Below are 26107 nucleotides of genomic sequence, written 5' to 3'. Positions count from 1 at the left end.
CCCTAAAGTGCCTGGCAGGACGGACAAAAGAACAGGTTTCTGCCCTCAAACTGCTGTTTTTCGACGGGCCGCCCGCACACGTGGCAGGGCTCGCCGGTGCGTCGGTAGACGTAGACCTCTCCCCCGTGGTCGTCCTCCCGCGGGGCGCGCTCCATCGCCTCGGGCAAGTGCTCGGGCCGCACGGTGTCTATGCGCCCGGTTTCCACCCCGTCGGCCATGAGCGCCACTAGGTCGGCCCAGATGGCGTCGAAACGCTCGCGCCCCAGCTCACGGCCCGGGATGAACGGGGAGATGCCCTGGCGGAACAGCGGCTCGGCGCGGTAGATGTTGCCCACCCCGGCGAAGTAGGCCTGGTCCATCATCAGCGAGCCGATGGCGCGCCGGGAGCGCCGCACCCGCTCGAACAGCGCGTCCGGGTCCGCGGCGGGAGAAAGCGGGTCCTCCCCGGCGGCGTCCAGAATCGCCTGCTGCTCCGCTGGGGTGATGTAGGCGCACTTCTGCGGGCCGCGCAGGTTGGCTGCTATCTCCCCTGCTCCCCCGTCCGGCACGAGCCGCAGCCGGATCTGGCCGTGCAGCGTATCGGCCGGTTCGAACGAGAACTTCCCAATCAGCCCCAGGTGCACATGCACGGTCGCGTCCGGAAACTGCAGGAACAGGTGTTTTCCGTGGGCTGCAGCGTGGGTGAGCGGAGTGCCGTCGATAAGCGAAGGTGCAAAGCGCCCCTGCGGCGAGCTTGCGGCGACCGGCGCGGGGCGGAAGTCCGCGTTGAAGCGGCGCGCAAGGCGGTGAATGACATGACCCTCAGGCACGGTGGCTGACTGTACTATTGCTCGCATGCCGTATGAGATCGGGTTCGACCGCGAAAAATACATCCAGATGCAGTCCGAGCACATCCAGAAACGGCGCGCCGAGGTGGGTGGCAAGCTGTACCTGGAAATGGGCGGCAAGCTTTTCGACGACAACCACGCCTCCCGCGTCCTGCCCGGATTCACTCCCGACAACAAGATCGCCATGCTGGACCGGATCAAGGACGAAGTGGAGATTGTCATCTGCTTCAACGCCGGCGACGTGGTGCGCCAGAAGATGCGCGCGGATCTGGGCATCACCTACGAAGACGACGTGCTGCGGCTTGTGGACGTGTTCCGGGACCGCGGATTTTTGGTGGAGAACGTGGTGGTTACGCAGCTGGAGGGCCACAACCAGAACGTCGAGGCCTTCGTGGAGCGCCTCGCCCGTCTGGGGCTGAAGGTTTCGCGCCATTACATGATCCCGGGCTACCCCAACGACACCGCGAAGGTGGTGAGCGAAGACGGGTTCGGCCGCAACGACTACGTGGAAACCACCCGCGACCTGGTGGTGATGACCGCGCCGGGGCCCGGCTCCGGCAAGCTGGCCACCTGCCTATCCCAGGTGTACCACGAGCACAAGCGCGGCATCGACGCTGGCTACGCCAAGTTTGAGACGTTCCCGATCTGGAACCTGCCGCTGTCGCACCCGGTGAACCTGGCGTACGAGGCCGCCACGACGGACTTGGACGACATCAACGTCATTGACCAGTACCACCTGGAGGCCTACGGGGAGAAGGTGTCCAGCTACAACCGCGACATCGAGGTGTTCCCGCTGCTGAAGACGCTGCTGCGGGAGGCCACCGGCGCGGACCCGTACCAGTCGCCGACGGACATGGGTGTGAACATGGCGGGCTACTGCATTTCCGACGACGCCGCGTGCCGCCACGCCGCCGAGCAGGAGATCATCCGTCGCTATTACGCGGCGCTTGTGGACGAGCGCCGCGCGGACGCCGACTCCACTGTCTCCGACCGCAACTTCAACGTCATGCGCAAGGCGGACCTGTCCGTGGAGGACCGAGTGGTGGTCGCGCCCGCGCTGGAGGTGGCGGAGCGCACCGGCAAGCCCGGCGCTGCGTTGGAACTGCCGGACGGCCGCATCGTCACCGGTAAGACCTCCGATCTGCTCGGCCCGTCCGCCGCGGTGCTGCTCAACGCCTTAAAGCTGCTGGCCGGCATCGACGACGACGTGCACCTGCTCTCCCCGGACTCCATCGAGCCGATCCAGACGTTGAAGACCCGGCATTTGGGCTCGGTGAACCCGCGCTTGCACACCGACGAGGTGCTCATTGCGTTGTCCGTGTCGGCGTCCGGCAACCCGGATGCGGCGCTGGCGCTGGAGCATTTGAAGTCTCTGCGCGGGTGCGACGCGCACATCACCACGATTCTGGGGTCTGTGGACGAGGGTATTTTCCGTAACTTGGGGGTGCTTGCCACCTCGGAGCCGAAGTACTGGCGCAAGGCGCTGTACCACAAGCGTTAAGTTTTCCAACACTAACTATTGCGCTGGTTTCGGTTGTAGTTTATTGTCTGGGTCATGCGGGAACAGCAATCTCCGGTGGAAGATGCATTAGCCGAGCTCAACAACAACCTGGCCGTCGCGCGCACGCGCGCGGAAGACCACGTCACGCTGCCGAAACAGACGGCTGTGTGGGTCCGTGACCTGCTCGAGGACCTCGCGGAGGGGCGCCTGGTGCGCCCGGCGGAACCAGACGAGGAGATGACCACCCAACAGGTGGCCAACCTGCTCGGCGTCTCGCGCCCGTTTGTGGTCAAGCTCATCGACGACGGCAAGCTTCCCGGCCACAAGGTGGGCACCCACCGCCGCGTGTACACGCGCGACGCCCTCGCGTTCAAGGAGAAGCGGGGCTAAGGTGCAAGAGCTTTTGCTTGACGACGGCGCACGCGTCCTCGCCGTCGTCGCCCACCCCGACGACATGGAGTACGGCGCCTCCGCCGCTGTTGCCAAATGGGCCGAAGACGGCGTCGAGGTGGCGTACTTGCTGCTCACGCACGGCGAGCACGGCATCGCGGGCGGGGATCCCGCGCAGGTGCGCGAGACGCGCACGAAGGAGCAGCGCCGCGCCTGCGACATCGTCGGTGCTGGCGATCTGGAGCTGCTCGACTTCACCGACGGACTGCTCGAGCACACCTTGGAGCTGCGCAAGGCCATCGCAAGGGAGATCCGTTCCTTTAAACCCACTGTGGTGCTCACCCAGGACTGGAGCGTTGTCGCACCGTGGGGCCTGAACCAGGCGGACCATCGGGTGGCGGGCATGGCAGCGGTGGACGCCGCGCGCGACGCCGGCAACGAGTTCCTCTTCCCGGAGCTGGGGCCGCGCCACCAGGCGAAAACGCTGCTGGTCACCGGCGCGAGTGAACCAGACGTGGCGGTGGTAGTGGAGCAGCGGCACGTGGAGAAAGGCGCGCAGTCCCTGGACGCCCACAAGGCGTACTTCCAGGCGCTGCCCGAGCACCCCAGCGGCGCGGAGATCGTCGGCGGGGCAGCCAAGCAGGGCGGCGAAGCGCTCGGCGTTCCACTGGCCATCGCGTTCAAAGCCTTTGACCTCTAACTTTCCCCGCTGGCCTGGGTGGACCTAGACTGCCAGGCATGACCAGCAAGATCCTGCTCTACTACAAGTTCCAGCCCATCGCCGACCCGGACGCGGTGCGCCTGTGGCAGCGGGACCTGTGCGAAGGCCTGGGGTTGACCGGCCGCATCATCGTGTCTAAGGACGGGATTAACGGCACCGTCGGCGGAGACATCCGTGCCTGCAAAACCTACGCCAAGAAAACCCGCGAGTACTTCAAGGGTATCGAGTTCAAGTGGTCCGAGGGCGGGGCGGAAGACTTTCCCAAACTCAGCGTCAAGGCCCGAGAGGAGATCGTCTCCTTCGGCGCGCCGGGCGAGCTCAAGGTGGATGAAAACGGCGTGGTCGGCGGGGGAGTGCACCTTAGCCCGGAGCAGGTCAACCAGCTGGTGGCCGACAACCCGGATGCGGTATTCTTCGACGGCCGCAACGCCCGCGAGGCCGAGATTGGCAGGTTCAAAGGCGCGGTGGTGCCGGATGTGGACACCACCCACGACTTCATTAAAGAGCTCGACTCCGGCAAGTACGACTGGATGAAGGACAAACCCGTCATCTCCTACTGCACCGGCGGGATCCGCTGCGAGGTGCTCTCCAGCCTCATGATCAACCGGGGATTCAAGGAGGTCTACCAAATCGACGGCGGCATCGTCCGCTACGGCGAGAAGTTCGGCAACTCCGGCCTGTGGGAGGGCTCGCTCTACGTCTTCGACGACCGCATGCACACCGAGTTCGGCGCGCCGGACGACCCGGACTACGTTCAGCTCGGCCACTGCGTGCACTGCGGGGAGGCCACGAACCAGTTCTACAACTGCGCAAACGAGCCGGAATGCCGCCGCCAGTACTTAAGCTGCGAAGCCTGCCGCGAGAAGAACCCGTACTGCGCGGAATGCAGCCAGCGAGCTACTGCGTCGCCAAAATCCCCAGCGTGACAATCAGCCACGCCATGGTGAACGGCACCAGCGGGATCCAGAACACGCCGATCCAGGGGATCCAGCGCTCGTAGCGGTTGAGCTTGCGCACGGTGATGACCGCACAGCTGAGCAGCCCCACCACCGGCGGGATCGAGGTCACTACAGCCCACCACGTGCGCCAGGATTCGGTGCAGAGCCAGGCGGAGCCAGCGTCGCAAAGCGGGCCGCCCTGAGCCCGCGAGATCACCGCAAGAATCAGCGCCAACAGTAGGGTAGCGGCTACCGTAACCAGCGCAAACGTGATTGCCTGGCGGGTGGAGCGGCGATTTTTGCGGTCCACCTCCAGCGGATCCGGCTGGTCCGCGAGCTCGTCGAAGGAGCGCGGCTCCGGCCGCATGCGCGAGAAACGGTCGGCGGGGGAGTGAAGGTCGTTCTCCGGGTGCTCCATGGAGCCCAACCTACTGCGCCGTCCCGGAGTGCGGGCACACCACCACAGGCACCGAGGCGTAGCGGATGAACTCGCCTTCCAACGTCCCCACAAACACGCTGGTGAACTGCGGCGACGGGTGGGTGCCCAAAAACATGATGTCGCCCTTCTTCCATTTCACGGAATCGATGGAACGCTTCCAGCTTTTCGCGGCGGAGACCGCGCTGGTCACGTCGAAGGTGTCGCACACCTCCGGCGCGAACTCGGCAGCCAGCGCCCACGCGTAGTCGCGGGCGTGGTCCAGCATGCCCAACACCTCCTCGTTCCACGCTGAAGTGTGCTTCTCGTAGGCCGTGGGCGAAAACGCGATGATGCGAAGCGGCAACCCCAGCTTGCAGGCCAGCGCGGTGGCGTAGTCCAGGCCGGAAAAATCCGGCTCAAGCGGGTCGTCCTCCACCACGATTGCGTAGGTCACGCGGGTGACGCCCTTCTTGGACAGCTTCACCCCGCGCGGGGCCAGGCCCAGCGGGACGGGGCAGGAACGCATCATCTCGTCCGCCACGCTGGAGGGGCGGAACCTGCCCTTCGGCGTCTTCGCGCGCGAGCCCAGCAGGATCAGGTCCGCGCCGAAATCCGCGGCGGTCTCATGCAGGGAGCGCACCGTGTCCTTGCTGTCCATAAGGCGGGACACTTCCTCCGCCCACTGCGAGCGCGGCAGGTGCTCCTTCAGCGCCTTTTCCACCCGTGAGTCGAATGTGGACTGCGCTTCTTTCATCCGCTTCTTCCGGCCTTTGGAGGCCTTGGAGAGGGACTTCGACCACTTGGACTGGGTGCTGGCCATGACCTGCACGGTCACCGGCAGTGAGCGGCCGAGCCAGGCAGCGAACTCCACTGCCTCGGTGTTTGCCACATCCCAACCCACGAGTACGCGCACGGGCAACGCGAGATTGGGAAGACTGGCGCTGTCAGCGCCGGGGGAGCTGCTCAGGGCCTGCCTCCTTGGCACGTGTCGGCGAATGCGAGTGTTCAGGTAATACACACATCATAAACATGTGCCCCTGCCACGGGAAAAGCGGTTACTCAGCGGAGCCCGTCGCGTAGGCGCGGGCGAGGTCGTTGAGCACCCCGGTCAGAGAGTCCAGCTTCTCCAACGCCTCGGTGTCGAGGGCGCTGAGCATCTGTGCGAGCGAACGGGTGCGCTCCGCGCCGACCCGCTCCAACTCCTCCCGGCCGAAATCGGTTAGCTCCACCGACACTCCGCGGCGGTCGTCCACCGACCGCACGCGGCGCACCAGCTCACGTTTTTCCAGTTGGTTGACGGTATTCGAGGCAGTGGGCAGGCGCACGCCTTCCTCTGCGGCCAACTTGCTGATACGCGTCGGGCCGCTAAAACCCAGCCTGTGCAACACGGACAGCTGCGGGCCGGTGAGGTCGGAGCTTTCCGCGTTGCGGAAATACGCCACGTACAAACTCGTCATTGCGGGGCGGATATCCGCAGCGATCCGCATAGCTTCTGCGGAGGGTTCGTCGTGCGCGACCACTGTGCACCTCTTTCTTCCAACTACTTTTCCAAAATCTAGCAGCAAAGACGGGGGTTATGATGGCCGGGATGTTCACGTACGAGCACGAGGTGTCCCACGAGTGGCAGCGCCGCCAGACGCTGCGCGAGTTCAAGCGTGGTCATGTGCCTATCGACGACGTTTGCGACGCCGACTTCCTGCTGCGCGCCGCAGCGCAACACCACGGTGCGGATTCCGCCAGGCCGTGCCCCGTGTGCGGAGAAGCGATGCGCGACGTGCGCTGGGTCTACTCCGAAAAACTGGGCAGGCGCACTGGCACCGCCCGCAGCGAGGAAGAGATAGACCGCCTCGTGGGAGAGGTGGGGCCGCTGACCGTCCATGTGGTGGAGGTCTGCCCGTCGTGCAAGTGGAACCATCTGTTACAAGAAGTCACAGCAGTACCAGTAGTGTGAATCCGAACTGGGCAGGTAGGGTGTCCGGTAGGAATTTGGTAGGTAGCTCGCCCGTTTGCCCCTCCCCGCGGGCGCGGCGGGTGCAAATGTGCAGGAAAAACGTGTGACTGAAAAGAGCGTTGAAAAGAGCGCTGACAAGAGCGCAGCGAAGGCGAAGGCTTCCAGCGGCACTACGGCAGTGAAGAAAAAGAAGCAGTCCCGCGCGTGGCAGTGGGTACTTGCATTCTTGCTGTTCCTTCTCCTGCTCGCGTTGATCCCGGTCGGCTGGTTCATGTGGAAATACTCCAAGGCCGAGATCCCGGGCCCCGGCGAGATTGAGACGGCGCAGATCTCCTCGATCTACTTCAACGACGGCGAAAACGAGCTCGCCCGCCTCGTGCCCCCGGAGGGTAACCGCGAACAGGTGGCCCTCGAGTCTGTGCCCGTGGAGGTCCAGGATGCCGTGCTGGCTGCGGAGGACCGCGACTTCTGGACAAACTCCGGCTTCTCGCCCACAGGTTTCGCCCGTGCGGCACTGGGGCAGATCACCGGCAATACGTCTGCAGGCGGCGGCTCCACCATCACCCAGCAGTACGTGAAAAACGCGCTGGTGGGCAACGAACACTCTTATGAGCGCAAGGCCAACGAGCTGGTCTATTCGGTGAAGATGACCAACCAGTGGTCCAAGGAGGACATCCTCCGCGCCTACCTGAACACCGTGTACTTCGGCCGCAACGCCTACGGTGTCGAAGCTGCCGCGCACGCCTTCTTTGACAAGCCGGCGTCCCAGCTCACCGTCGAGGAGGGCGGCGTGCTTGCCGCCTCCATCCAGCTGCCCAGCGAGTTGGACCCGTGGACGAACCGCCAGGCTGCGGAGCAGCGCTGGAACTACGTCATGGACGGCCTGGTGGAGATGGGCAAGCTGTCCCCGGAGCAGCGCGCCGGGATGGTCTACCCGGAGACCCGCGATCCGGCTTCCTACTCCGCTTACACCGAGGCCACCGGCCCGAACGGCCTGATCAAAAACCAGGTGATCAAGGAGCTCGAGGCCCTGGGCATCACCGAAAGTGACCTGACCAACCGCGGTTTGCAGATCACCACCACCATCGACGCAGGTTCCCAGGCCAACATGGAGCGCATCGCCCGCGAACGCCTGACCAACCTGCAGGAGGATGCTCGTACTGGTGCGGTGGCTGTGGATCCGTCGACAGGCGCAGTGCGCGCGTACTACGGCGGCGACGACCCGTCTGGCTGGGACTACGCCAACGCGGGCCTGCAGACTGGCTCGACGTTCAAGATCTTCGCGCTGGCTGCCGCACTGCAGCAGGGTATCCCGCTGACCTCCATGTTCGACTCCTCCCCGGTGCGGCTGCCCGGCAACATCACCGTGACCAACTGGGACGGTGGCGGCGGCGGCATGCTGTCTATGACCGAGGCCACCCGCGTGTCCTCCAACACCGCCTACATGCGCATCCAGGACGAGCTGGACAACACCACGCAGGACACCGCCGATATGGCGCACGCCCTGGGCGTGGCCAAGTCCATCCCCGGCATCCCGGAGACCCTGCGCGAGAACGGCGGCCAGCCGTACGAGGGCATCGTGCTGGGCCAGTACCAGTCCCGCGTGCTGGACATGGCTACCGCAATGGCCACCCTAACCAACCGTGGCCTGATGCACCCGACCCACTTCGTGGAGAAGATTGAGGACGCCAACGGTGAGGTCCTCTACCAGGTGGACAAGGACTACACCGAGCGCCGCGTGTCCGAGCAGGTGGCGGACAACACGCTGCAGGCGATGCAGGGTGTGGCCGGCTATTCCAACGCCGTCCTCGCCGGCGGCCGCCAGTCCGCGTCCAAGACCGGCACCGCCCAGATGGGCGACACCGGCAACAACAAGGACGCCTGGATGGTCGGCTCCACGCCGCAGCTCGCCGTGGCTGTGTGGGTGGGCACCGCGGACAACACCTCTCCGATCTTCAACGAGTGGGGCGGCAACATGTTCGGCTCCAACACCCCGTCGCAGATCTGGAAACAGTTCCTGGACACGGAGCTTGAGGGCCAGGAGTTCATGAGCTTCCCCAACGCCAACCCGGTCTACTGGGGTGTCAACCCCTACTCCGGCGGCACCGGCTTGGGCGGCTACTACTCCAGCCCGTCGCCGAGCTACACCGGCGGCACCGGTCAGGCGCCGTCCGCCGCGAGCTCAGAGGCGCAGGCGGATCCGGCAGATCCGGCAGCGCCGGACGCGCCCGGCGAGTCTGCGCCGGCACAGGAACCCGCGCCGGCACCTGCACCCGCCCCGGCTCCTGCACCGGCGCCGGCCCCCGCGCCGGCACCAAACCTCAACGACACGATCAACGATGTCATCGACCAGTTCCAGGGGGCGTTCCAGTAAATGTCTGAGTCGACGCAGAGCCAGCAGGTGACCTGGCCGGACCCGGCGGACCGCGTCCAGCCGGGCCGCACCGAGCCGCTCGCGCGCGGCTGGGTGGACTTCCTCGGCGGGCCGATGGGCCGCTTCGCGCAGATCGGCCGCGCCCGGTTCTGGACGCCGCTGCGCTCCATCCTCGCCGTCGCCTATGTGTTCTTGTCCTTTGGTCTGCTGCAGAAGGCGCACTGCGCCGGCGGCAAAGCCGACGACAACGGCATCATCCAGCTCAACTGGGACGGCAACCGCCAGTACACCGCGGCGTGCTACAACGACATCATTCCGCTCTACGGCGCCCGCGGCCTGGATCAGGGCGGTTTTGTCTACGACTACTCCTGGGTGGAAGACGGCCTGACCCGCTACATGGAGTACCCGGTGCTGGCCGGCCTGTTCCAGCAGCTGTCCGCCTGGCTCTCGCGCAGCACCTACTTCCTGGTGGACAACTTTTTGCCGGACTCCGGCTGGTACTTCTATGTCACCGCGCTGTTGATGTCCATCATCTGGGTGATCACCATCCGCATGGTCGCCGAGCTCGCGGGCAACCGCGTCTGGGACACCCTGCTCGTCGCAGGCTCGCCGCTGCTGATCGTGCACGCCTTCACCAACTGGGACATCCCGTCCATCTTCTTTGCCGTCGCCGCGATGCTGGCTGCCCGCAACCGGAAGTTCTGGCTCGCCGGCGTGCTCATCGGCCTGGGCACCGCGTTCAAACTGTGGCCGATCTTCCTGCTCGGCGCGTATCTCACCGTGGCGCTGCGCAAGCGCGACCTCGCCCCGTTTGGCAAGATGCTGGCCGCCATGGTGGTGTCCTGGCTCGTGGTCAACGTGCCGGTCTACCTGCGCAACCCGGACGCCTGGAGCGAGTTCAACCGCCTCAACACGGACCGCGGCTGGGAGTGGACCACCATCTACGCGGTGTTTTCGCGCATGACCGGCTGGACCGGCTTCGACTCCGGCGAGGGCGCCCCGGTGATCCTCAACGCCGTGACCCTGATCCTGTTCCTGCTGGGCTGCCTGGGCGTGCTCATCCTGGGTCTGAAGGCTCCGCAGACTCCGCGCATCGCCGAGCTGGTGGCGCTGATCGTCGGCCTGTTCCTCATTTTCAACAAGGTGTGGAGCCCGCAGTACTCCCTCTGGTTCGTTGTCCCGGCGGTGCTGGCGCTGCCGTACTGGCGCCTCCTTTTGTCCTGGATGGTCGTGGACATGGCCGTGTGGCCGGTGCTGATGTGGCACATGATGGGCGCGGACAACCTGGGTGTGCCGGGGTGGTTCCTCAACGTGGTGATCATCTCCCGCGACGCCTTCATCATCGCCATCATGGTGCTGGTGGTGCAGCAGATCCTGGGCAAGCGCCCGGACAAGGTCCGCGACGCCCACAACGGCCACGACCCGCTGATGTCGCTGCCGTACCAGTGGAAGGAGCCATTGCCTATCGACGCACCTCCGGCCGACCCCGTTACCGAGCCCGCCGGCTCCACGACAGTCAAGGCCTAGCCGATGAACGCCACCACACTCTTGGGCATCGCCTCCATCGTGGTGGCGTTTTTCCTGTTCAGTGCCTCGTTCTACTGTGCGGTGAAGGGGCGGAAGCAAGCGTCGATAAGCTTCGGCCTGATCGCCTTCCTCTTCATGACCGTCATCCCGGTCTCCCTCGCCCTCTTCTCGGCGGTGCCCAACCCGCACTAGGCGGATGTTGTAGAACTCGGCATCTCTGGCGGTCCAGGCCCGCAAACCCCCAGGTCAGTTCTCAGCGCCGCCGACTTTTGCACAACGTGGGTCCGCACCAATGGTTGGTGGCGGCCGGATTGTCCGCAATGCGGAGTCCGCACGTGCACACCGGAACGCGAGGTTTTGAGCTGGTCAGACCGTGGGGTAGTCTGTTCGGGTTGCTTGACGCAACGACCCTCCTGCCATGACCACAAGGGTGATGGCCGAAACAACCAAGACCATAGGAGGTGATGAGGTCCGTGCGTCACTACGAAGTAATGATCATCCTCGATCCGCAGCAGGATGAGCGCACCGTTGCCCCGTCCCTGGATAAGTTCCTGGAGACCGTCCGCAAGGACAACGGCAAGGTGGAGAACGTTGATGTGTGGGGCAAGAAGCGTCTTGCTTACCCGATCAACAAGAAGGAAGAGGGCATCTACGCCGTTGTCACCCTCGAGTGCGAGGCAGACACGGTTAAGGAGCTCGACCGCGTGCTGAACCTGAACGAGAACGTTCTGCGCACCAAGGTTCTGCGTACCGACAAGTAAGAACCGGTAGGCTCAGAAACCACACGATCAGCAGGTAGGAAGGTTTAGGACATGGCTCAAGGCGATACCCCGATTACCGTTGTCGGCAACTTGGTTGCGGACCCGGAGCTGCGCTTCATCCCGAGCGGCGCTGCCGTTGCGAATTTCCGCATCGCGTCCACGCCCCGCACCTTTAACCGGGAGACGAACCAGTGGGAAGACGGCGAAGCCCTGTTCCTGACCTGTAACTGCTGGCGCCAGATGGCGGAGAACGTCGCGGAGTCCCTGACCAAGGGCATGCGCGTTGTTGTCACAGGCAAGCTGCGTCAGCGCTCCTACCAGACCAAAGAGGGCGAAAACCGCACCGTGTTCGAGATCGAGGTCGACGAGGTCGGCCCGTCCCTGAAGTACGCCAGCGCGTCTGTCACCCGCAACCCGCGTGAGGGCGGTGCGGGCGGCTACGGCGGCGGCAACCAGGGCGGCCAGCGCGGCGGTTTCGGTGGAAACCAGGGCGGTTTCGGCCAGGGCGGCCAGGGGCAGAATCAGGGCCAGGGCCAGAACCAGGGCGGCTACAACCCGGCGAACGGCGGCTTCGGCGGCCAGAGCCAGGGTGGCCAGAACCAGTCCCAGCCTCAGAATGATCCGTGGGGTTCCGCTCCTGAGGCCGGCGGTTTTTCCGGCGGCGCGGGCGATGAGCCACCGTTCTAAACGACAACCACACATCAAGCATTTTTCACCATAAGGAAGGTTAGGATTATGAAGCTGATCCTCACCGCTGCCGTCGAGAAGCTTGGCGAGCCTGGAGAGGTCGTCGAGGTCAAGGACGGTTACGGACGCAACTTCCTGCTCCCGCGCGGCCTGGCTATCCCGGCTACCCGCGGCGCAGAGAAGCAGATCGAAGACATTAAGCGTGCCCAGGCTGAGCGCCAGGTCCGCGACCTGGATCACGCCAAGGAACTGCGTGACCAGCTCGACCAGCTCAAGGGCGTCAAGGTTGCTGTGCGCACCGCTAACAACGGCAAGCTGTTCGGTTCTGTGAAGCCGGCTGACATTGCTGAGGCTGTGAAGGCTGCTGGCGGCCCGAACTTGGATAAGCGCCGCATCAACGTGCCGAAGGGCCTTGTTACCAAGACCGGTGGTTACCAGGTCAAGGTCGATCTCCACGATTCTGTGGAGGGCAAGGTGAACTTCGAGGTCGTAAGCGCATAACACATTCGCTTAGCGACGACTGCTCCGCCTGAGAACGGAAATTAGCAGTCCAACGACAACAGCATTGAAAAGCGCGGGTCCCACTTGTGAGGAGTGGGGCCCGCGTTTTTTGTGTGCCGATACAATACCGCCCATGACGTTTTCCGTGGCGCGGCGTGCGCGCACTTTGGCTGTGTCCCTCCTGCTTGCGGCTGCGACCGCGGTCGGGTTTGCCGCCCCCGCGCAGGCTGTGGCTGTGTATTCCGGCGACAGTATCCGGGTCGCCTACAGCGACGGTTCCCGCTACGGCTGTTCGCTGAATACGGTGGCGCACCGCGACGGGCGGGCCTTTGGTGTGACGGCGGGCCACTGCCTGGCGCCGATTGGTGGTGCGGTGCCGGTGGCGGTGTACGCGGCGGATGGCCGCACGAAGATTTCCGGCGACCTGCGGGAGTCGGGCTACGAGATGCGGGGCGACAACACGTTGGGCAGCCCGCTTCGCGACGTCGCCTGGTTTCCGCTGGCCGGCGGCGTCACTGGCGCCGCGGCAGCGCGCGGCGGTGCGGTGGACATCCCGGTCATCGGTGCGGTCAATCCGCTGTCGGATGCAGTCCAGCGCATCAACCCCACCCGCCGGGTGGCGGGCTACCATCCGGTGACGGCGGTGAAGCCGGGCCAGATTGTGTGCAAGGACGGCGCCCGCACCTCGCGCACCTGTGGGCCGGTGCTGAAGGTGAATCCGGACACGGGTGAGCTTGCGGTGCTGATCCTGGCCTTGCACGGCGATTCCGGCGGGCCGGTCTACACCGTCAACCCGGACGGCAGCGCGAACATCATCGGCGTGGTCTCCGGCACGGCGTTCGGTGTGTTGCTCGCGGTGGACGGTCTGCTGCCGCTGCCCGCCGGACTGCGGTAGCCGTGTTCGTCGCCCAGGTCCGCATCGATGCGCCGGTGGAGGGCTATGCCCGCGACCTGCCGGTGGTGCGTCGATTGGCTGACAAGCCCCTCGAGCTCGCGCAAACCACGATCCTCACCGGCGACAACGGCTCGGGTAAGTCCACGCTGGTGGAGGCGATCGCTGTGGCCGCCGGCGCCAACGCCGCGGGCGGATCCCGCCACGCCCAGTTCCAGGCCGCGGATCATTCCAGCCTCCACGCCTCGCTTACGCTGACACGCCGCGAGAACCCGAGCGACGTGTACTTCCTGCGCGGCGAAACCTACCTCGACCTGGCTGAATACCACGAAAGCCTCGGTCCCAAGGACCGCCTGCAAGACCTGACTCGCCGCAGCCACGGCCAAGGCATCATGCGCATGGTCCGCGAACGCTTCGGCTCGGACTCTTTGATCATCCTGGACGAGCCCGAAGACGGACTTTCGGTCTTCTCCCAGCTCGAGCTGCTCGGCCTGCTCGCGGTGCTGACCCGCCGCGGCGCGCAGGTGCTCATGGCCACGCACTCGCCGGTGCTGCTCGCCGCCCCCGATGCCCGCATCCTCGCCGTGCCCACCCTGGAGCCCATGCTTTTCGACGAGGCCGAGCCCGTCACCGCCACCCGAGAGTTCATCGACGACCCGGCCGGCACGGCGCGATTCCTGGTGGACGGCTAGGGAGCCTGCCCCTGAGCGCCCATGTCGATATCTCGAGGTCGATAGTTGCTGGTCACGGCGTTTTCGGATTTCGGAGCCCCCGCAGGGTCAAAGGCGCTGACCTGCAACTATCGACATGGAGCTATCGACCTCAACGTATCGACCCCGCCGTAGGATGACCACATGTTCATCGAGCACGTCTCCGTCGACGCGACGAAAGCCCCGCCGTGGGCCCTCGACGCGCCGGCGGTTGAGCACGTTGCGGAGTTCGGCTTTCCGCTGACACACCCGGTCACGCTGATCACCGGCGGCAACGGCGTAGGCAAGTCCACGCTGTTGGAGGGGATTGCCCGCGCGTGGGGGTTCAAGGTCGAGGGCGGGCCGTGGGGCGTCGATAAGCCTGGCGCCCACGACCCAATGTTTGGCGCGCTGCGGCTTCGGACCGGGGCGCGCGCGAAGGTCGGGTATTTCCTGCGCGGGGAGACGCACACGCGCGTGACAGAGTTCGGCGGCCGGTCGCACGGGGAGTCCGTGTTGGAACTGACCTCGCGGTTTGCTCGGGACGCGCTGTACTTGCTGGACGAGCCCGAATCGGGTCTGTCTGCCGTCGCGCAGATGGCGCTGGTGGCGCAGCTGCACGCGATCGGAGAACAGGGCGCGCAGGTGATTGCGGTGACGCACTCGCCGATCGTGCTTGGGATCCCTGGCGCGGAGATCGCGGAGGTCGGCGAGCACGGCGTGGACCGCGGCCTGGCGGTGGAGGGCACACTCGCGTTCCGGGCGATGCGCGACTTTCTGGCGGATCCACATGGCATCGCCGAGTACATGGCGGACTGGGCGGAGGGCGAGCTGAGTTAGCTAGCTAGCCTCCGTAAGCGGGCAGCGATAACGGATACCTCCGGGTGGTACTTGGCCACATCGCAGGCGAGGTCGAAAAGATCATCTTCGGTAAGGACTTCGTCGTCGATACCGTGGGACGCGAGCATGAGTAGGCAAAGTAGTACGCCGATGCGTTTGTTGCCGTCATGGAGGGGGTGGCTCGATTCCATGCTGTCGAGGATGGCTGCCGCCTTGTGCCACACATCGGGATAGAGGTCTCTGTTGCCGAAACGGAGCCACGGACGTTCAATTGCCGATGCCAATAGCCCCATATCCTTGATATGAAATCCTTGGGCTTTCACCCATTCGGCGATGATCTCGACTTGAAAGAGAGAGCGCGGATCCATCATGCGTCTTTTAACCTGTCCATGAGCCTCGAACGGCTATGGAAGATGCGATCCAACTCAGCATGAGCGTGCCTACGAGCTTCTTCCGTCTCCCACTCTTGGTGGATCAAACGAAGCAGGGTCTGCTGCTTGGATGTCCCGGAGCTTTTGGCCAGGTCGGAAAGCATCTTGTCGTCATCATCGGTCAGTCTCAGATTCAGCGCCATGGTAACGATAGTACCGTTTCAGTACCACTGTTCGAACACCCGTGTCGGGGCCGTGGTATATGGTGTGCGCCATGACTGCGACACGCGAACAAGCGAACGAACTCCTCAAGGGCATTGCGGGGCCCCACGCCGCCCTGCGCGACGACCAGTGGACGGCCGTCGATTCCCTGGTCAACCAGCGCAAACGCATGCTGGTGGTGCAACGCACGGGCTGGGGGAAATCGGCGGTGTACTTCATCGCCGCGAAGCTGTTGCGCGAGGCGGGCGAGGGCCCGTCGATTATCGTCTCGCCGCTGCTCGCGCTCATGCGCAACCAGGTAGAAGCGGCCGCGCGCGCCGGTATCCGGGCGGCCACGATCAACTCCGCGAATATGACGCAGTGGGAGGAGATCCAGGCAGACGTCGACACGTTAGACCTGCTGCTCATCAGCCCGGAGCGCCTCAACGCGCCGGGTTTCCGGGAGGAGGTGCTGCCGCAGCTCGCGCAGTCCGTCGGCATGCTGGTCGTGGACGAGGCTCACTGCATCTCCGACTGGGGGCACGACTTCAGGCCGGATTACCGGCGCATTTCTTTGCTTATCGACGACCTCCCGGCCAACACCCCCGTCCTGGCCACCACCGCGACGGCGAATGACCGCGTGGTGGCCGATGTTGTCGCCCAGTTGGGCGAGGGGACCGGCGTGCTCCGCGGTGGCCTGGACCGCGAGTCGCTGTCGCTGAACGTGGTGCAGCTGGCAGACCCCACCCAGCGTGCTGCCTGGATCGCGCAGTACCTGGCGCAGGTGGAGGGCTCCGGCATCATCTACTGTCTCACCGTCGCCGCCGCGCACGACCTGGCGGAGGCGCTGGAGACCGCCGGGTGGAACGTGGCCGCCTACACCGGCCGCACGGAGGCGGAGGAGCGCGAACGCCTCGAGCAGGCACTGATCAACAACGAGCTCAAAGCTCTGGTGGCCACCTCGGCGCTCGGCATGGGCTTTGACAAACCCGACCTTGGATTCGTGGTGCACCTGGGCGCGCCGAGCTCGCCCGTGAGCTACTACCAGCAGATCGGCCGCGCCGGGCGCGCCACCGACCACGCCGAGGTGGTGCTCTTGCCCGGCCCGGAGGATCAGCGCGTGTGGGAGTACTTCGCGTCCGTGTCCATGCCGGAGGAGCCGGTGGTGCAGCAGCTGCTGGGCGCGCTCGGCGGCGAGCCTGTGTCCACCCCGAAGCTGGAAAACGCGGTGGACTTGTCGCGCACGCGCATTGACCAGGCGCTGAAGGTGCTGGATGTCGACGGGGCGGTGCAGCGGGTCAAGGGCGGCTGGGTCGCTACCGGCGCGTCTTGGGCCTACGACCACAAGCGTTACGACGGCCTGGCGGATGCCCGCGAGCGCGAACAAGACCTGATGCTGGCCTACGAGGCCACGGACGCTTGCCGCATGGTGTTTTTGCGCAGCGAGCTGGACGATCCGACGATCGGGGAGGGGGAGCGCTGCGGGCGGTGCGACAACTGCACCGGCAGCCACCTGCCCACCGAGGTGGACGCGGGGCTCGCCGAGCGCATCGACGCGCGCCTAAAAGCCCCGGGTGTGCCGCTCAGCCAACGCAAGATGTGGCCGACGGGCTCTGCTCGCCGCGGCAAGATCAAAGGCGTGCTGGGCGGCAAGGCGCTGGGCAGGCTCAACGACGTCGCCCGCGGCCCCGCCCTGGCCCAGCTCCTGCGCGACAACGCCTACCGTCCCGCCGAGAACTGGCGGGATGACCAGTGGCTCACCCGCTTCGTTGCCGTGCTGGCGGACTGGGATTGGGAGACTCGCCCGGCCACGGTGGTGGCGCTCGGCTCAACGGATCCGGCACGGGCGGAGATGGTCGCTTCCACCGCCGAGGCACTTGCCCGCGTGGGGCAGATGGCATACGGCGGGGCAGTGCGGGCCGGCGGCGCAGAGGTGGAAGCGCGCAACTCCGCCTACCGCGTCAACGCCCTAGACCGGTACTTCGACTACTCGGGGCTCACCGTGGCCGAGGGGCCGGTGCTGCTGCTTGCCGGCGAGGTGGACTCAGGATGGTCGGTCACCGTCGCGGCGGCGGATATCGCCGAGCGTTTCGGTGTGGAGGTGCTACCGCTGGCGTTCGCCTCGCGAGCGTGACGTCCTCGCTGCCGCTGTCTGCGCAACGGCCGAGCCGAGCAGGATGAGTAGGCCGAGAGGGATGAGGTACAGAAACAGGTTGATGATCGGCAGCGACATGCCCGCCTGGTACTCCTCCCAAAAGACGAGACCGGTGGAGCCCAGGCCCACTAGTAGGCAGGCAGTGGCGATCCAGACGGCCACGGTGGTACCGCGCCGCGCGCGGGTTGCGCGGGTGTATGCGGCCGCCCAGCCGACAGAGCCCAAGCTTGTCAGAACGACAACGCCGATCCCGATGAGACATGTTGTGGCGTGGGTGAGCCTGTCACCGGCGAGTCCGATCCCCGCGACAAACGCGCCCGGCACCGCTACCACGGAAGCGAGATACGCCCAGAGAATGCTTCGAGGAGACATGGTGGAGAGCGTAGCTAACTGCTTTGGAGGCGTCCTGACGGAAGATTTAAAGCAATGTGGATAAGTGGTGTGTTATACACCCTGCGTATGCCGGAAATTGTCCACTCGAGTGGACATTTCGTGGTTGTCAAACGCCGTGGTCAACGGAGTTATCCACCTATATCGTCACTATCTAATGATGTGAAAATATACATGTCTACCTGGTTAAATGCGCTCTTTACCAGGGGCTCAAGAAGGTGAATCCACACGAATTCCACACCGCAAACACCGCCCCTGTGGAAAACTCACCCGCATAATCCTCAATTCTCCACAACCCCTGTGGATAACTCGGTTTGCGGTTTGCGTTACGGGGTAATCTCATACACACAGCGAAAGGGGAACCCATGGGTGCAGACGACAGCTTCGACGACTACGTGCCGCCGCCGGAACCGGCCGCGGACTACGGAGATTTCAGCGACTCCGACTTTGAGGCGTTCCAAGGCAACAGCGGTAACTCGAGGGGGAAAGGCGGGAGGGGCGGTAGCTCGTCGACAAACAACCGCTACTCCAACTTCAACCGCGGCAACAACGAGCTGCAGGAGTACCGCACCCCGCCGCACGACGAGCTGGCGGAGCGCTCCGTCATCGGCGCGATGCTGCTCAACCCTGACGTCATCTTGGATGTGGCGGAAAGCCTGCGCCCGGACGACTTCTACTTTCCCGCGCACCAGCTGATCTACCAGGCCATCCTGGACCTGTTCGCGCAGGGCAGCAACGTCGACGTGCTCATTGTCGCTGGGCGCCTGGACCGTATCAACGAGCTCGAGCGCGTCGGCGGCGCGCCGTACCTGCACACGCTGATCTCCGAGGTCCCCACGGCGGCCAACGCGCGCTACTACGCGGAGATTGTCGAGGAAAAGTCGATCCTGCGCCAGCTGGTCAACGCCGGCACGCAGGTGGTGCAGCTCGGCTACGAAGGAGAAGAGGGCATGGAGGTCGACGCGATTGTCGACCACGCCCAGCAGAAGGTCTTCGGCATCACCCGCAACCAGTCGGGCGAGGACTACCGGCCGCTGTCGGACCTGCTCAAGCCGACCATCGACGAGCTGACCATGATTGCCTCCGGCGGCGCGCTCGAAGCGGGTGTGCCCACCGGGTTCATCGACCTGGATAAGCTCACCAACGGCCTGCACGCCGGCCAGATGATCATCATTGCGGCACGACCCGGTGTGGGTAAGTCCACGCTGGCGCTGGACTTCATGCGCTCGTGCTCGATCCACCAGAACAAGACGTCGGTGATTTTCTCGCTGGAGATGAGTGCATCCGAGATCATCATGCGCATGCTGTCAGCGGAGACGGAGATCAAGCTCTCCGCGATGCGCTCGGGCCAGATGGAGGAGCGCGACTGGGAGAAGCTCACCCACCGCCTCACCGAGATCCAGGACGCGCCGCTGTTCATCGACGACTCGCCGAATCTCACCATGATGGAGATCCGTTCCAAGGCGCGCCGCCTGAAGCAGCAGCACGGCCTGGACCTGGTGGTGGTGGACTACCTGCAGCTGATGAGCTCCGGCAAGAAGGTCGAGTCGCGCCAGCAGGAGGTCTCGGAGTTCTCCCGCCACCTCAAGCTTTTGGCCAAGGAACTCGAGGTGCCGGTGATCGCCATCTCCCAGCTCAACCGTGGCCCGGAGGCCCGCACCGACAAGCGCCCGCAGCTCGCTGACCTGCGTGAGTCCGGATCGCTGGAGCAGGACGCCGACATGGTGTTCCTGCTCTACCGCCCGGACTCGCAGGACCGCGACGACGAGCGCGCGGGCGAGGCGGACATCATCGTTGCGAAGCACCGCGGCGGTCCGATCGACACCATTCCGGTGGCGCACCAGCTGCACTACTCGCGCTTCGTCAACATGGCGCACGGCTAGTAAACCTGCCCTATGAACAGTTAGGCATGGCTTTCCAACGGTGACACGCTGCGAAAACGCGTTTATGATGCAACATCACAACGCAAAAGCAGCAAAGGAGAAAGCCATGACCGTGCGTTCCATCAACGGCCCCGCCGCCTGCGCGAGCACGGTGGCCAAGCTCGACCCGAGCATCACCGTCGCCAAGACGGGGGAGAACACCCTCCTGCTCAACCTGCCGCGCAACATCGAGGAAATTGACAAGGCGACGGAGGATAAGTCGCTGCTGTCGCGCATCACGCGCTTCTTTGCTTAGCAGCGGGTTCCGCCTGAACTACCCAATTGCCACCCCACGCTGCTCAGGCAGCGTAAACGTCGCTGCACAGGCCAGCGCGAAGGCGGCTGCGAACACCCCGAACACCGCCGTCGAGCCGCCGAAGGCGAGCACCGGCGGAACCACAAGCGGCGCGAGAATTGAGCCGATGCGCCCGAACGCCGCGCCCGCGCCCGTTCCGGTGGCGCGAATGGCGGTGGGGTAGAGCTCCGGGCCGATCGCGTACAGCGCGCCCCAGGCTCCGAGGTTGAAGAAGCTGAGCAGGCAGCCCGCGGCGATGATCTGCCACTCGGTGCTGGCCATGCCGTATGCGAACGCTGCAAGCGCCGAGCCTGCGAGGAAGGTCGCGAGTGTGACGCGGCGGCCCCACCTCTCGATGAGCCAGGCGGCCGCGGCGTAGCCGGGCAGCTGCGCCAGGGTGATGATCAGCGTGAAAGTAAACGAGCGCACCAGCGAAAAACCCTGCTCCACCAGCAGTGACGGGATCCAAATGAACGCGCCGTAGTAGGACAGGGACACGCAGAACCAGATTGTCCAAAATGCGGCGGTGCGCCCGCGTAGCGCTGGTCCCCAGATGCCGCCATCGACGGGGTTTTCCCGGGGTGGCGCGGCGGTGTCGTAGTGCGCGGGGTCGGCCTCGGACTCGAACTCGCGGACGATACGTTCGGCCTCGTCGTGCCGGCCCGCCGACTCGAGGAAGCGCACGGATTCCGGCAGCCCCATGCGCACGTAGATGGCGTACAGCGCAGGCACAGCGCCGAGCGCGAAGCCCCAGCGCCAGCCGTTGTCGCTCTGCGCCACCACGAAAGTGCCGATGACGGCGGCCATGATCCAGCCCACGGCCCAAAACGCCTCCAGGAGCACGACCATGCGGCCCCGCACCTTGCGCGGGGAAAACTCGCTGACCAGTGTGGAGGCTACCGGCAGCTCCGCGCCGAGGCCGAGGCCCACCAGGAAGCGGAACACCATCAGCGACGCCACGGACCACGCTAGCGCCGACGCACCGGTGGCCAGCCCGTAGAGCAGAAGTGTTGCGGCGAAGACTTGGCGGCGGCCGATCTTGTCGGCGAGCAGGCCACCCAAACTTGCGCCGATGGCCATGCCGACGAATCCGATCGAGGCGATCCAGCCGGTCGTGGTGTTGTCCAAGTTCCACTGCACTGCCAGCGCGGCGAGGATGAAGGACACGAGGCCGATATCCATCGCGTCGAGGGCCCAGCCGATGCCGGAGCCGACCAGCAGTCGCTTGTGCTTCGGGGTGACCGGCAGGCGGTCCAGGCGCTCAGTACGAGTGAGCTGCACAGAAGAGTTCATGCGGGGAGTGTAGGACGTGCTCTTCCGCGCGTTGACAGTTTTTATTCACCTGCGCCCGACGACACAGAGTTAAACGCCCGCAGCCGCAGCGAGTTCGACACCACGAATACCGAGCTGAACGCCATCGCGATGCCGGCGAGCATCGGGTTGAGGAAGCCCAGCGCGGCCACCGGGATGAGGATGACGTTGTAGGCGAACGCCCAGAACAGGTTGCCCTTGATCGTCTTCAGGGTCTTGCGCGACAGCCTGATGGCGTCCGCCGCGGAGGTCAGCGAGTTGCGCATGAGCGCGATGTCCGCGGCCTCGATGGCCACGTCCGTGCCCGCACCCATGGCCAAGCCCAGGTCCGCCTGGGCGAGTGCGGCGGCGTCGTTGACCCCGTCGCCGACCATGGCCACGCGCTTGCCCTCGGCCTGCAGGCGCTTGACCACCTCCACCTTGTCCTCCGGCAGGACTCCTGCGGTGACGTTGGCCGGGTCGATGCCCACCTCCGACGCCACAGCCGCGGCCGCGCCGGCGTTGTCGCCGGTGAGCAGGTGCGGTGTCAGCCCCAGCTCGCGCAGCTGCGCCACGGCGTCGGCGGAATCTGCCTTCACGGTGTCGCGCACCGCAACGAGCCCGGCCAGGGCGCCGTCCACCTCGACCGCCACCGGGGTTGCCCCGGAACGCTCGGCGTCCTCGAAGGCGCTGGCCAGCCTGCCAAGCGGCACGGACGGGCGGCCGACGCGGACCGAGCGGCCGTCGATACGCGCGGACGCTCCCTTGCCCACCTCATTCTGGAAGTTCTCCGAGGCCGGCACCTCGCTGACCTCCTCCACGATCGCGCGGGCGATCGGGTGCTCGGAGCCGGCCTCCACGCCGGCGGCGAGGCGCAGCACCTCGTCGGCGGAGAAGTCGTCAGCTGCGACGACGTCCGCAACCCCCATTTCGCCCGAGGTGATCGTGCCGGTTTTGTCCATGACCACCGTGTCCACCTGGCGGGTGGATTCGAGCACCTCGGGGCCCTTGATCAACAGCCCCAGCTGGGCGCCGCGGCCGGTGCCCACCAGGATCGCGGTCGGGGTGGCAAGGCCGAGCGCGCACGGGCAGGCGATGATCAGAACCGCCACCGCCGCGGTGAACGCGTGGGCGACGCCGTGGCCCACCATGAGGTGCCCGGCCAGCGTCACCAGCGCAACCAGCACCACAACGGGCACGAAGACCTGCGAGATCTTGTCCACCAGCCGCTCCACCGGCGCCTTGCCGGCTTGCGCGTCGCGTACCAGCTTGCCCATCTGCGCGAGCGTGGTCTCGGCGCCGACACGGGTGGCCTCCACCACCAGGCGCCCGGAGGTGTTTAGCGTCGCGCCGGTGACCGCGGAGCCTTCCGAGACCTCCACGGGCACGGACTCGCCGGTGAGCATCGACTCGTCCACCGCCGAGTGCCCGGACACCACGCGCCCGTCCGTGGCGATCTTTTCGCCAGGGCGCACGATGAACCTGTCGCCAACCGCCACCTGGGCAATCGGCACGCGCACTTCCTTGCCTCTTCGGATCACCGCGGCGTCTTTGGCGCCCATGTCCAACAGCTCGCGCAGCGCCTCGGAGGACTGCCCCTTCGCCCGCGTCTCAAACCACCGTCCGAGCAGCAAGAACGTGATCACCACACACACGGACTCGAGGTAGATCTCGTCCATGCCCGCGTGCGAGGGGAAGATGGACATCTCCATGACCATCCCCGGCTCGCCTGCGTTGCCGAAGAACAGCGCCCACACGGACCACAGGTACGCCGCCGAGGTGCCCAGCGTGATCAGCGTGTCCATCGTCGCCGCGCCGTGCTTCAGGTTCACCCAGGTCGCGCGGTGAAACACGCTGCCCGCGGCGAAAAACACCAGCGTCGCCGCCGCAAACGCCGCCCACTGCCAGTTGGTGAACTGCAGCGCCGGCACCATGCTCACCACCATCACCGGCAGCGAGACCAGCGCCGCCCAAATCGTGGTGCGTTTCAGCTTTTCGGCTTCCTCCAGGCGCGCGCCTTCGAGCTTCTCGCTTGTCGACGCCCCTCCGGCCTCCGCCGCCTCACCCCCGACCGCGTCATCAGTCATTTCAAACGCGTCGTACCCGGCGGAGCGCACTTCGTCGATAAGCAATTGCGACGACGTCTTCGCCGGATCGAATTCGACGGCGGCGGTTTCGGTGGAGTAGTTCACCGTGGCGTCCACGCCGTCGAGCTTGTTCAATTTGCGCTGCACGCGCGAAGAGCACGACGAGCAGGTCATCCCCGTCACGCCCAGCTCGACGTGCTGCAATGCTGTGGGGGTTTCAGTCATAACCCCCACCTTAGGCCTGGTTTAGGCCAGTGTGTAACCGGCTTCCTTCACCGCGGCCGCAATGTCGTCGGTTGAGAAGCCGTCCCCCTCGACAGTGACCGTTCCGGTGGTGTGGTCCGCCTTCACAGCGGTCACGCCCGCGACCTCGGAGATCTCCTCCTGCACGCTCATCTCGCAGTGCCCGCAGGTCATGCCCTCAACGTTGAACTCGCGTCCAGCCATGGTGTGTCCTCCTTATATCTCGATAACGTAGCCGGCGTTTTTCGCCGCCTGCACAATATCCTCGTCGGCAAAGGTGAATCCGACAACGGTGAGGTGCCCGGCCTCGAGGTCCACATCCACCTCGTGGGTGCCGTCCACCAGCGACAGCTCGTCTTTGAGCGAATCGACCGCGACTTCGTCCTTCGGGCCCGAGATCCGGTACGTCTTCGTCATGGCTGCTGCACGCCTCCTGATTTCCACTCGTTCCAGCCCGGCCTGGAATAGCTCGGGCATTGTTAGGGTTGTACCCGTTGCAATCTCTACAACAATAACCAAAAGCTTTAAGGAGTGTACTTTGAGCACGATCGATGTAACCGAGGACACTTTCCAGGACACCGTTACCCAGGACGGCATCGTCTTCGTCGACGCATGGGCAGACTGGTGCGGCCCGTGCAAGCAGTTTGCGCCGACGTACGAGAAGGCCTCTGAGAAGCACACCGACGTCACCTTTGCCAAGCTCGACACCGAGGCGAACCAGCAGCTCGCGTCCGCCCTGGAGATCCAGGCGATCCCGACGCTGATGGCGTTCCGCGACGGCATCCTGATCTACCAGAACGCTGGCGCACTGCCGCCGGCCGCGTTCGACGACCTTGTCCAGCAGGTCAAGGACTTGGACATGGACGACGTCCGCCGCCAGATTGCGGAGCAGAACGCCTCCGAGCAGTAAGCCTTTGTATTCAGCGCCCGCAAGACGGGCGCTTTTTTCATACGTACACTTGCCTCACGACGAATCCCACCACCGGAAGGACACTCCAATGGCGAACCCGTTTAGCAAGGGCTGGAAGTACCTCATGCAGTCGTTCGACACCAAGATCGACCAGAACGCAGACCCGAAGGTGCAGATCCAGCAGGCCGTCGCAGCTGCGAAGGAACAGCACAAGGCAATCTCCGAGCACGCAGCCAACATCATCGGCAACCGCAACCAGCTGCAGATGAAGATGGATCGCCTGATCAAGTCCCAGGAGGACCTGCAGAACAAGGCGCGCACCGCCCTGCAGGCCGCCGAGAAGGCAAACGCGGCCGGCGACGCTGAGAAGTCCCAGCAGTTCAACAACGCCGCTGAGGTCATCGCCACCCAGCTGGTGTCCGTGGAGCAGGAGCTCGAGCAGACCAAGCAGGCCTACGCCGCCGCCGACCACGCCGCCAAGGAAGCGCAGCAGAAGCAGCAGCAGTCCGAGGCGAACCTGAAGGAGCAGCTCTCCCAGGTTTCCCAGCTCGAGTCCCAGCTCAACCAGGCCCGCATGCAGGAGCAGACGGCCAAGACCATGGACTCGATGAACCAGTTCAACGACGACAACGTGCCCACCCTCGACGGTGTGCGCGACAAGATTGAGCGCCGCTACGCCAACGCCCTGGGCCAGCAGGAGCTGATGAAGGACTCCATGACCGACCGCATGGCCGAGATCGAGTCCGGCTCCACCGACGCTGCCGCCGCCAGCCGCCTGGACCAGATCCGCGCGTCCCTGTCCGGCGAGCTCAAGGCCGGCTCCGGTGCCGGTGCCGATGACGCGGACCGCCAGCTTGAGGCGGGCTCCGGCGAGGGCGAGGGTTCGCAGGGCGAGACCGCCCAGGAAGACGTCTCCGATCCGGCCGCCGAGCAGAAGCCGTCCGGTAGCTCCCGCCGCGTCGCCGCCGATGCCCCGGACGCCGCCAACACCGACGACATCCTCGCCGACGCCGAGAAGTACATGCGCGACGAGGACTAGCCTCTTCAACTAGCAGATCACAAACGGCCGCCTGACAGATTCCGGCGGCCGTTTGTACTGAACTGGGCGTCGAGGGGCCGCCTGACAGATTCCGCCGCGAAATGTCGGGCCGCGTTGGTCGGTGCAGAATAGTTCACTCGCCGGGAGCAGATCGGCTGTGCGGACTTCCTGTGAACCACCGGTTGTC

At 65.2% G+C, this 26107-nt stretch carries 30 protein-coding genes; 19 read left to right on the top strand and 11 right to left on the bottom strand.

Features of this window, described 5'->3' with window-relative positions; all coding sequences use genetic code 11:
* Positions 1–2 precede the first annotated feature (2 nt).
* Positions 3–809, bottom strand: coding sequence for an Fpg/Nei family DNA glycosylase (locus HMPREF3151_RS00750; RefSeq protein WP_070472214.1), 807 nt, complete (start codon positions 807–809; stop codon positions 3–5).
* A gap of 25 nt (positions 810–834) precedes the next feature.
* On the opposite strand from HMPREF3151_RS00750, the gene HMPREF3151_RS00745 reads away from it, so the two are divergent.
* From HMPREF3151_RS00745 to HMPREF3151_RS00730, 4 genes are read left to right on the top strand one after another with little or no spacing between them, the layout of a single operon-like run.
* Positions 835–2328, top strand: a complete 1494-nt coding sequence (locus HMPREF3151_RS00745; RefSeq protein ID WP_070472211.1) for a DUF1846 domain-containing protein — start codon at positions 835–837, stop codon at positions 2326–2328.
* A 54-nt stretch (positions 2329–2382) separates the two neighbouring features.
* Positions 2383–2718, top strand: coding sequence for a helix-turn-helix domain-containing protein (locus HMPREF3151_RS00740; protein WP_083290095.1), 336 nt, complete (start codon positions 2383–2385; stop codon positions 2716–2718).
* 1 nt (position 2719) lies between these two features.
* The gene (locus HMPREF3151_RS00735; protein ID WP_070472206.1) at positions 2720–3418 is read left to right on the top strand and encodes a PIG-L deacetylase family protein; all 699 of its coding nucleotides are present in this window, start codon (positions 2720–2722) and stop codon (positions 3416–3418) included.
* 38 nt (positions 3419–3456) lie between these two features.
* Positions 3457–4365 (top strand): oxygen-dependent tRNA uridine(34) hydroxylase TrhO, encoded by a 909-nt coding sequence (locus HMPREF3151_RS00730; RefSeq protein WP_070472201.1) that lies wholly within the window; start codon positions 3457–3459, stop codon positions 4363–4365.
* Here the strand turns inward: HMPREF3151_RS00730 and HMPREF3151_RS00725 are convergent.
* The 3 genes from HMPREF3151_RS00725 to HMPREF3151_RS00715 form a co-directional block, all read right to left on the bottom strand.
* A complete protein-coding gene (locus HMPREF3151_RS00725; protein WP_070472365.1) occupies positions 4337–4795 on the bottom strand; it encodes a hypothetical protein in 459 nt (152 codons plus the stop codon). The two genes, HMPREF3151_RS00730 and HMPREF3151_RS00725, sit on opposite strands and share 29 nt — an antisense overlap.
* Before the next feature lie 10 nt (positions 4796–4805).
* The gene (locus HMPREF3151_RS00720; RefSeq protein WP_168160577.1) at positions 4806–5684 is read right to left on the bottom strand and encodes a universal stress protein; all 879 of its coding nucleotides are present in this window, start codon (positions 5682–5684) and stop codon (positions 4806–4808) included.
* Positions 5685–5850: 166 nt separating this feature from the next.
* On the bottom strand, positions 5851–6252 hold the full coding sequence (locus HMPREF3151_RS00715) for a MarR family winged helix-turn-helix transcriptional regulator (protein ID WP_305764325.1): 402 nt from the start codon (positions 6250–6252) through the stop codon (positions 5851–5853).
* 131 nt (positions 6253–6383) lie between these two features.
* On the opposite strand from HMPREF3151_RS00715, the gene HMPREF3151_RS00710 reads away from it, so the two are divergent.
* From HMPREF3151_RS00710 to HMPREF3151_RS00665, 10 genes are all read left to right on the top strand, one after another.
* Entirely contained in the window at positions 6384–6746 is a 363-nt protein-coding gene (locus HMPREF3151_RS00710; protein ID WP_070472359.1) for a DUF5318 family protein, read from the top strand.
* A 103-nt stretch (positions 6747–6849) separates the two neighbouring features.
* Positions 6850–9120 carry a transglycosylase domain-containing protein gene (locus tag HMPREF3151_RS00705; protein ID WP_070472199.1) on the top strand — a complete coding sequence of 757 codons (2271 nt, stop codon included), beginning with the start codon at positions 6850–6852 and terminating at the stop codon, positions 9118–9120.
* Positions 9121–10647 carry a glycosyltransferase family 87 protein gene (locus HMPREF3151_RS00700; RefSeq protein ID WP_083290093.1) on the top strand — a complete coding sequence of 509 codons (1527 nt, stop codon included), beginning with the start codon at positions 9121–9123 and terminating at the stop codon, positions 10645–10647.
* Between the two features lie 3 nt (positions 10648–10650).
* Positions 10651–10839 (top strand): hypothetical protein, encoded by a 189-nt coding sequence (locus tag HMPREF3151_RS00695; RefSeq protein ID WP_070472196.1) that lies wholly within the window; start codon positions 10651–10653, stop codon positions 10837–10839.
* 272 nt (positions 10840–11111) lie between these two features.
* Complete coding sequence (gene rpsF, locus HMPREF3151_RS00690; protein WP_070472193.1) at positions 11112–11408, top strand: 30S ribosomal protein S6; 297 nt, start codon at positions 11112–11114, stop codon at positions 11406–11408.
* A gap of 51 nt (positions 11409–11459) precedes the next feature.
* On the top strand, positions 11460–12095 hold the full coding sequence (locus tag HMPREF3151_RS00685; protein WP_070472190.1) for a single-stranded DNA-binding protein: 636 nt from the start codon (positions 11460–11462) through the stop codon (positions 12093–12095).
* A 48-nt stretch (positions 12096–12143) separates the two neighbouring features.
* On the top strand, positions 12144–12596 hold the full coding sequence (gene rplI, locus HMPREF3151_RS00680; RefSeq protein ID WP_070472187.1) for a 50S ribosomal protein L9: 453 nt from the start codon (positions 12144–12146) through the stop codon (positions 12594–12596).
* A 172-nt stretch (positions 12597–12768) separates the two neighbouring features.
* Positions 12769–13491 (top strand): chymotrypsin family serine protease, encoded by a 723-nt coding sequence (locus tag HMPREF3151_RS00675; RefSeq protein ID WP_141741249.1) that lies wholly within the window; start codon positions 12769–12771, stop codon positions 13489–13491.
* A 2-nt stretch (positions 13492–13493) separates the two neighbouring features.
* Positions 13494–14180: an AAA family ATPase gene (locus tag HMPREF3151_RS00670; RefSeq protein ID WP_070472181.1), complete on the top strand. Its 687-nt coding sequence runs from the start codon at positions 13494–13496 to the stop codon at positions 14178–14180.
* Between the two features lie 162 nt (positions 14181–14342).
* Positions 14343–15017, top strand: coding sequence for an AAA family ATPase (locus HMPREF3151_RS00665; RefSeq protein WP_070472179.1), 675 nt, complete (start codon positions 14343–14345; stop codon positions 15015–15017).
* Here HMPREF3151_RS00665 and HMPREF3151_RS00660 read toward each other — a convergent pair.
* Together HMPREF3151_RS00660 and HMPREF3151_RS00655 are read right to left on the bottom strand one after the other, a co-directional pair.
* On the bottom strand, positions 15014–15388 hold the full coding sequence (locus HMPREF3151_RS00660; protein ID WP_246815159.1) for a type II toxin-antitoxin system death-on-curing family toxin: 375 nt from the start codon (positions 15386–15388) through the stop codon (positions 15014–15016). The two genes, HMPREF3151_RS00665 and HMPREF3151_RS00660, sit on opposite strands and share 4 nt — an antisense overlap.
* Entirely contained in the window at positions 15385–15591 is a 207-nt protein-coding gene (locus tag HMPREF3151_RS00655; RefSeq protein WP_070472174.1) for a hypothetical protein, read from the bottom strand. The genes HMPREF3151_RS00660 and HMPREF3151_RS00655 overlap by 4 nt, the downstream gene beginning before the upstream one ends.
* A gap of 71 nt (positions 15592–15662) precedes the next feature.
* On the opposite strand from HMPREF3151_RS00655, the gene HMPREF3151_RS00650 reads away from it, so the two are divergent.
* Positions 15663–17723, top strand: a complete 2061-nt coding sequence (locus HMPREF3151_RS00650) for a RecQ family ATP-dependent DNA helicase (protein ID WP_070472171.1) — start codon at positions 15663–15665, stop codon at positions 17721–17723.
* Here the strand turns inward: HMPREF3151_RS00650 and HMPREF3151_RS00645 are convergent.
* A complete protein-coding gene (locus tag HMPREF3151_RS00645) occupies positions 17694–18116 on the bottom strand; it encodes a hypothetical protein (protein ID WP_070472168.1) in 423 nt (140 codons plus the stop codon). The genes HMPREF3151_RS00650 and HMPREF3151_RS00645 overlap by 30 nt on opposite strands.
* 383 nt (positions 18117–18499) lie before the next feature.
* Between HMPREF3151_RS00645 and dnaB the strand changes: the two genes are divergently transcribed.
* Both dnaB and HMPREF3151_RS00635 read left to right on the top strand, forming a co-directional pair.
* Positions 18500–20017 carry a replicative DNA helicase gene (dnaB, locus tag HMPREF3151_RS00640; RefSeq protein WP_070472165.1) on the top strand — a complete coding sequence of 506 codons (1518 nt, stop codon included), beginning with the start codon at positions 18500–18502 and terminating at the stop codon, positions 20015–20017.
* A gap of 106 nt (positions 20018–20123) precedes the next feature.
* A complete protein-coding gene (locus tag HMPREF3151_RS00635; RefSeq protein WP_070472162.1) occupies positions 20124–20312 on the top strand; it encodes a hypothetical protein in 189 nt (62 codons plus the stop codon).
* An 18-nt stretch (positions 20313–20330) separates the two neighbouring features.
* On the opposite strand, the gene HMPREF3151_RS00630 is transcribed toward HMPREF3151_RS00635, so the two are convergent.
* The 4 genes from HMPREF3151_RS00630 to HMPREF3151_RS00615 are packed head-to-tail and all read right to left on the bottom strand — an operon-like array spanning position 20331 to position 24388.
* The gene (locus HMPREF3151_RS00630; protein WP_141741248.1) at positions 20331–21644 is read right to left on the bottom strand and encodes an MFS transporter; all 1314 of its coding nucleotides are present in this window, start codon (positions 21642–21644) and stop codon (positions 20331–20333) included.
* Between the two features lie 41 nt (positions 21645–21685).
* Positions 21686–23953 (bottom strand): heavy metal translocating P-type ATPase, encoded by a 2268-nt coding sequence (locus HMPREF3151_RS00625; protein ID WP_070472160.1) that lies wholly within the window; start codon positions 23951–23953, stop codon positions 21686–21688.
* A gap of 21 nt (positions 23954–23974) precedes the next feature.
* Positions 23975–24175: a heavy-metal-associated domain-containing protein gene (locus HMPREF3151_RS00620; protein WP_070472157.1), complete on the bottom strand. Its 201-nt coding sequence runs from the start codon at positions 24173–24175 to the stop codon at positions 23975–23977.
* Between the two features lie 12 nt (positions 24176–24187).
* A complete protein-coding gene (locus HMPREF3151_RS00615; protein ID WP_070472153.1) occupies positions 24188–24388 on the bottom strand; it encodes a heavy-metal-associated domain-containing protein in 201 nt (66 codons plus the stop codon).
* Between the two features lie 121 nt (positions 24389–24509).
* Here HMPREF3151_RS00615 and HMPREF3151_RS00610 point away from each other — a divergent pair, with 121 nt between their 5' ends.
* Positions 24510–24881: a thioredoxin family protein gene (locus HMPREF3151_RS00610; protein WP_070472151.1), complete on the top strand. Its 372-nt coding sequence runs from the start codon at positions 24510–24512 to the stop codon at positions 24879–24881.
* Positions 24882–24969: 88 nt separating this feature from the next.
* Positions 24970–25920, top strand: a complete 951-nt coding sequence (locus HMPREF3151_RS00605; protein ID WP_070472149.1) for a PspA/IM30 family protein — start codon at positions 24970–24972, stop codon at positions 25918–25920.
* Positions 25921–26107: the final 187 nt, after the last annotated feature.

Source organism: Corynebacterium sp. HMSC05H05, assembly GCF_001807265.1.
Classification (GTDB): domain Bacteria; phylum Actinomycetota; class Actinomycetes; order Mycobacteriales; family Mycobacteriaceae; genus Corynebacterium.
Note: the sequence above shows the minus strand (reverse complement) of the source record. Positions and strands in the feature narration are given on the sequence as shown.

Bases quoted from the DNA above. Each gene is read 5' to 3' on its own strand.
- HMPREF3151_RS00715 (WP_305764325.1), bottom strand. From the start codon at position 6,252: ATGACGAGTTTGTACGTGGCGTATTTCCGCAACGCGGAAAGCTCCGAC.
- HMPREF3151_RS00655 (WP_070472174.1), bottom strand. From the start codon at position 15,591: ATGGCGCTGAATCTGAGACTGACCGATGATGACGACAAGATGCTTTCC.
- HMPREF3151_RS00625 (WP_070472160.1), bottom strand. From the start codon at position 23,953: ATGACTGAAACCCCCACAGCATTGCAGCACGTCGAGCTGGGCGTGACG.
- HMPREF3151_RS00685 (WP_070472190.1), top strand. From the start codon at position 11,460: ATGGCTCAAGGCGATACCCCGATTACCGTTGTCGGCAACTTGGTTGCG.
- HMPREF3151_RS00635 (WP_070472162.1), top strand. From the start codon at position 20,124: ATGACCGTGCGTTCCATCAACGGCCCCGCCGCCTGCGCGAGCACGGTG.
- HMPREF3151_RS00630 (WP_141741248.1), bottom strand. From the start codon at position 21,644: ATGAACTCTTCTGTGCAGCTCACTCGTACTGAGCGCCTGGACCGCCTG.
- rpsF (WP_070472193.1), top strand. From the start codon at position 11,112: ATGAGGTCCGTGCGTCACTACGAAGTAATGATCATCCTCGATCCGCAG.
- HMPREF3151_RS00665 (WP_070472179.1), top strand. From the start codon at position 14,343: ATGTTCATCGAGCACGTCTCCGTCGACGCGACGAAAGCCCCGCCGTGG.
- HMPREF3151_RS00650 (WP_070472171.1), top strand. From the start codon at position 15,663: ATGACTGCGACACGCGAACAAGCGAACGAACTCCTCAAGGGCATTGCG.
- HMPREF3151_RS00725 (WP_070472365.1), bottom strand. From the start codon at position 4,795: ATGGAGCACCCGGAGAACGACCTTCACTCCCCCGCCGACCGTTTCTCG.
- HMPREF3151_RS00605 (WP_070472149.1), top strand. From the start codon at position 24,970: ATGGCGAACCCGTTTAGCAAGGGCTGGAAGTACCTCATGCAGTCGTTC.
- dnaB (WP_070472165.1), top strand. From the start codon at position 18,500: ATGGGTGCAGACGACAGCTTCGACGACTACGTGCCGCCGCCGGAACCG.
- HMPREF3151_RS00700 (WP_083290093.1), top strand. From the start codon at position 9,121: ATGTCTGAGTCGACGCAGAGCCAGCAGGTGACCTGGCCGGACCCGGCG.
- HMPREF3151_RS00745 (WP_070472211.1), top strand. From the start codon at position 835: ATGCCGTATGAGATCGGGTTCGACCGCGAAAAATACATCCAGATGCAG.
- HMPREF3151_RS00615 (WP_070472153.1), bottom strand. From the start codon at position 24,388: ATGACGAAGACGTACCGGATCTCGGGCCCGAAGGACGAAGTCGCGGTC.
- HMPREF3151_RS00645 (WP_070472168.1), bottom strand. From the start codon at position 18,116: ATGTCTCCTCGAAGCATTCTCTGGGCGTATCTCGCTTCCGTGGTAGCG.
- HMPREF3151_RS00620 (WP_070472157.1), bottom strand. From the start codon at position 24,175: ATGGCTGGACGCGAGTTCAACGTTGAGGGCATGACCTGCGGGCACTGC.
- HMPREF3151_RS00710 (WP_070472359.1), top strand. From the start codon at position 6,384: ATGTTCACGTACGAGCACGAGGTGTCCCACGAGTGGCAGCGCCGCCAG.
- HMPREF3151_RS00660 (WP_246815159.1), bottom strand. From the start codon at position 15,388: ATGATGGATCCGCGCTCTCTCTTTCAAGTCGAGATCATCGCCGAATGG.
- HMPREF3151_RS00740 (WP_083290095.1), top strand. From the start codon at position 2,383: ATGCGGGAACAGCAATCTCCGGTGGAAGATGCATTAGCCGAGCTCAAC.
- HMPREF3151_RS00695 (WP_070472196.1), top strand. From the start codon at position 10,651: ATGAACGCCACCACACTCTTGGGCATCGCCTCCATCGTGGTGGCGTTT.
- rplI (WP_070472187.1), top strand. From the start codon at position 12,144: ATGAAGCTGATCCTCACCGCTGCCGTCGAGAAGCTTGGCGAGCCTGGA.
- HMPREF3151_RS00730 (WP_070472201.1), top strand. From the start codon at position 3,457: ATGACCAGCAAGATCCTGCTCTACTACAAGTTCCAGCCCATCGCCGAC.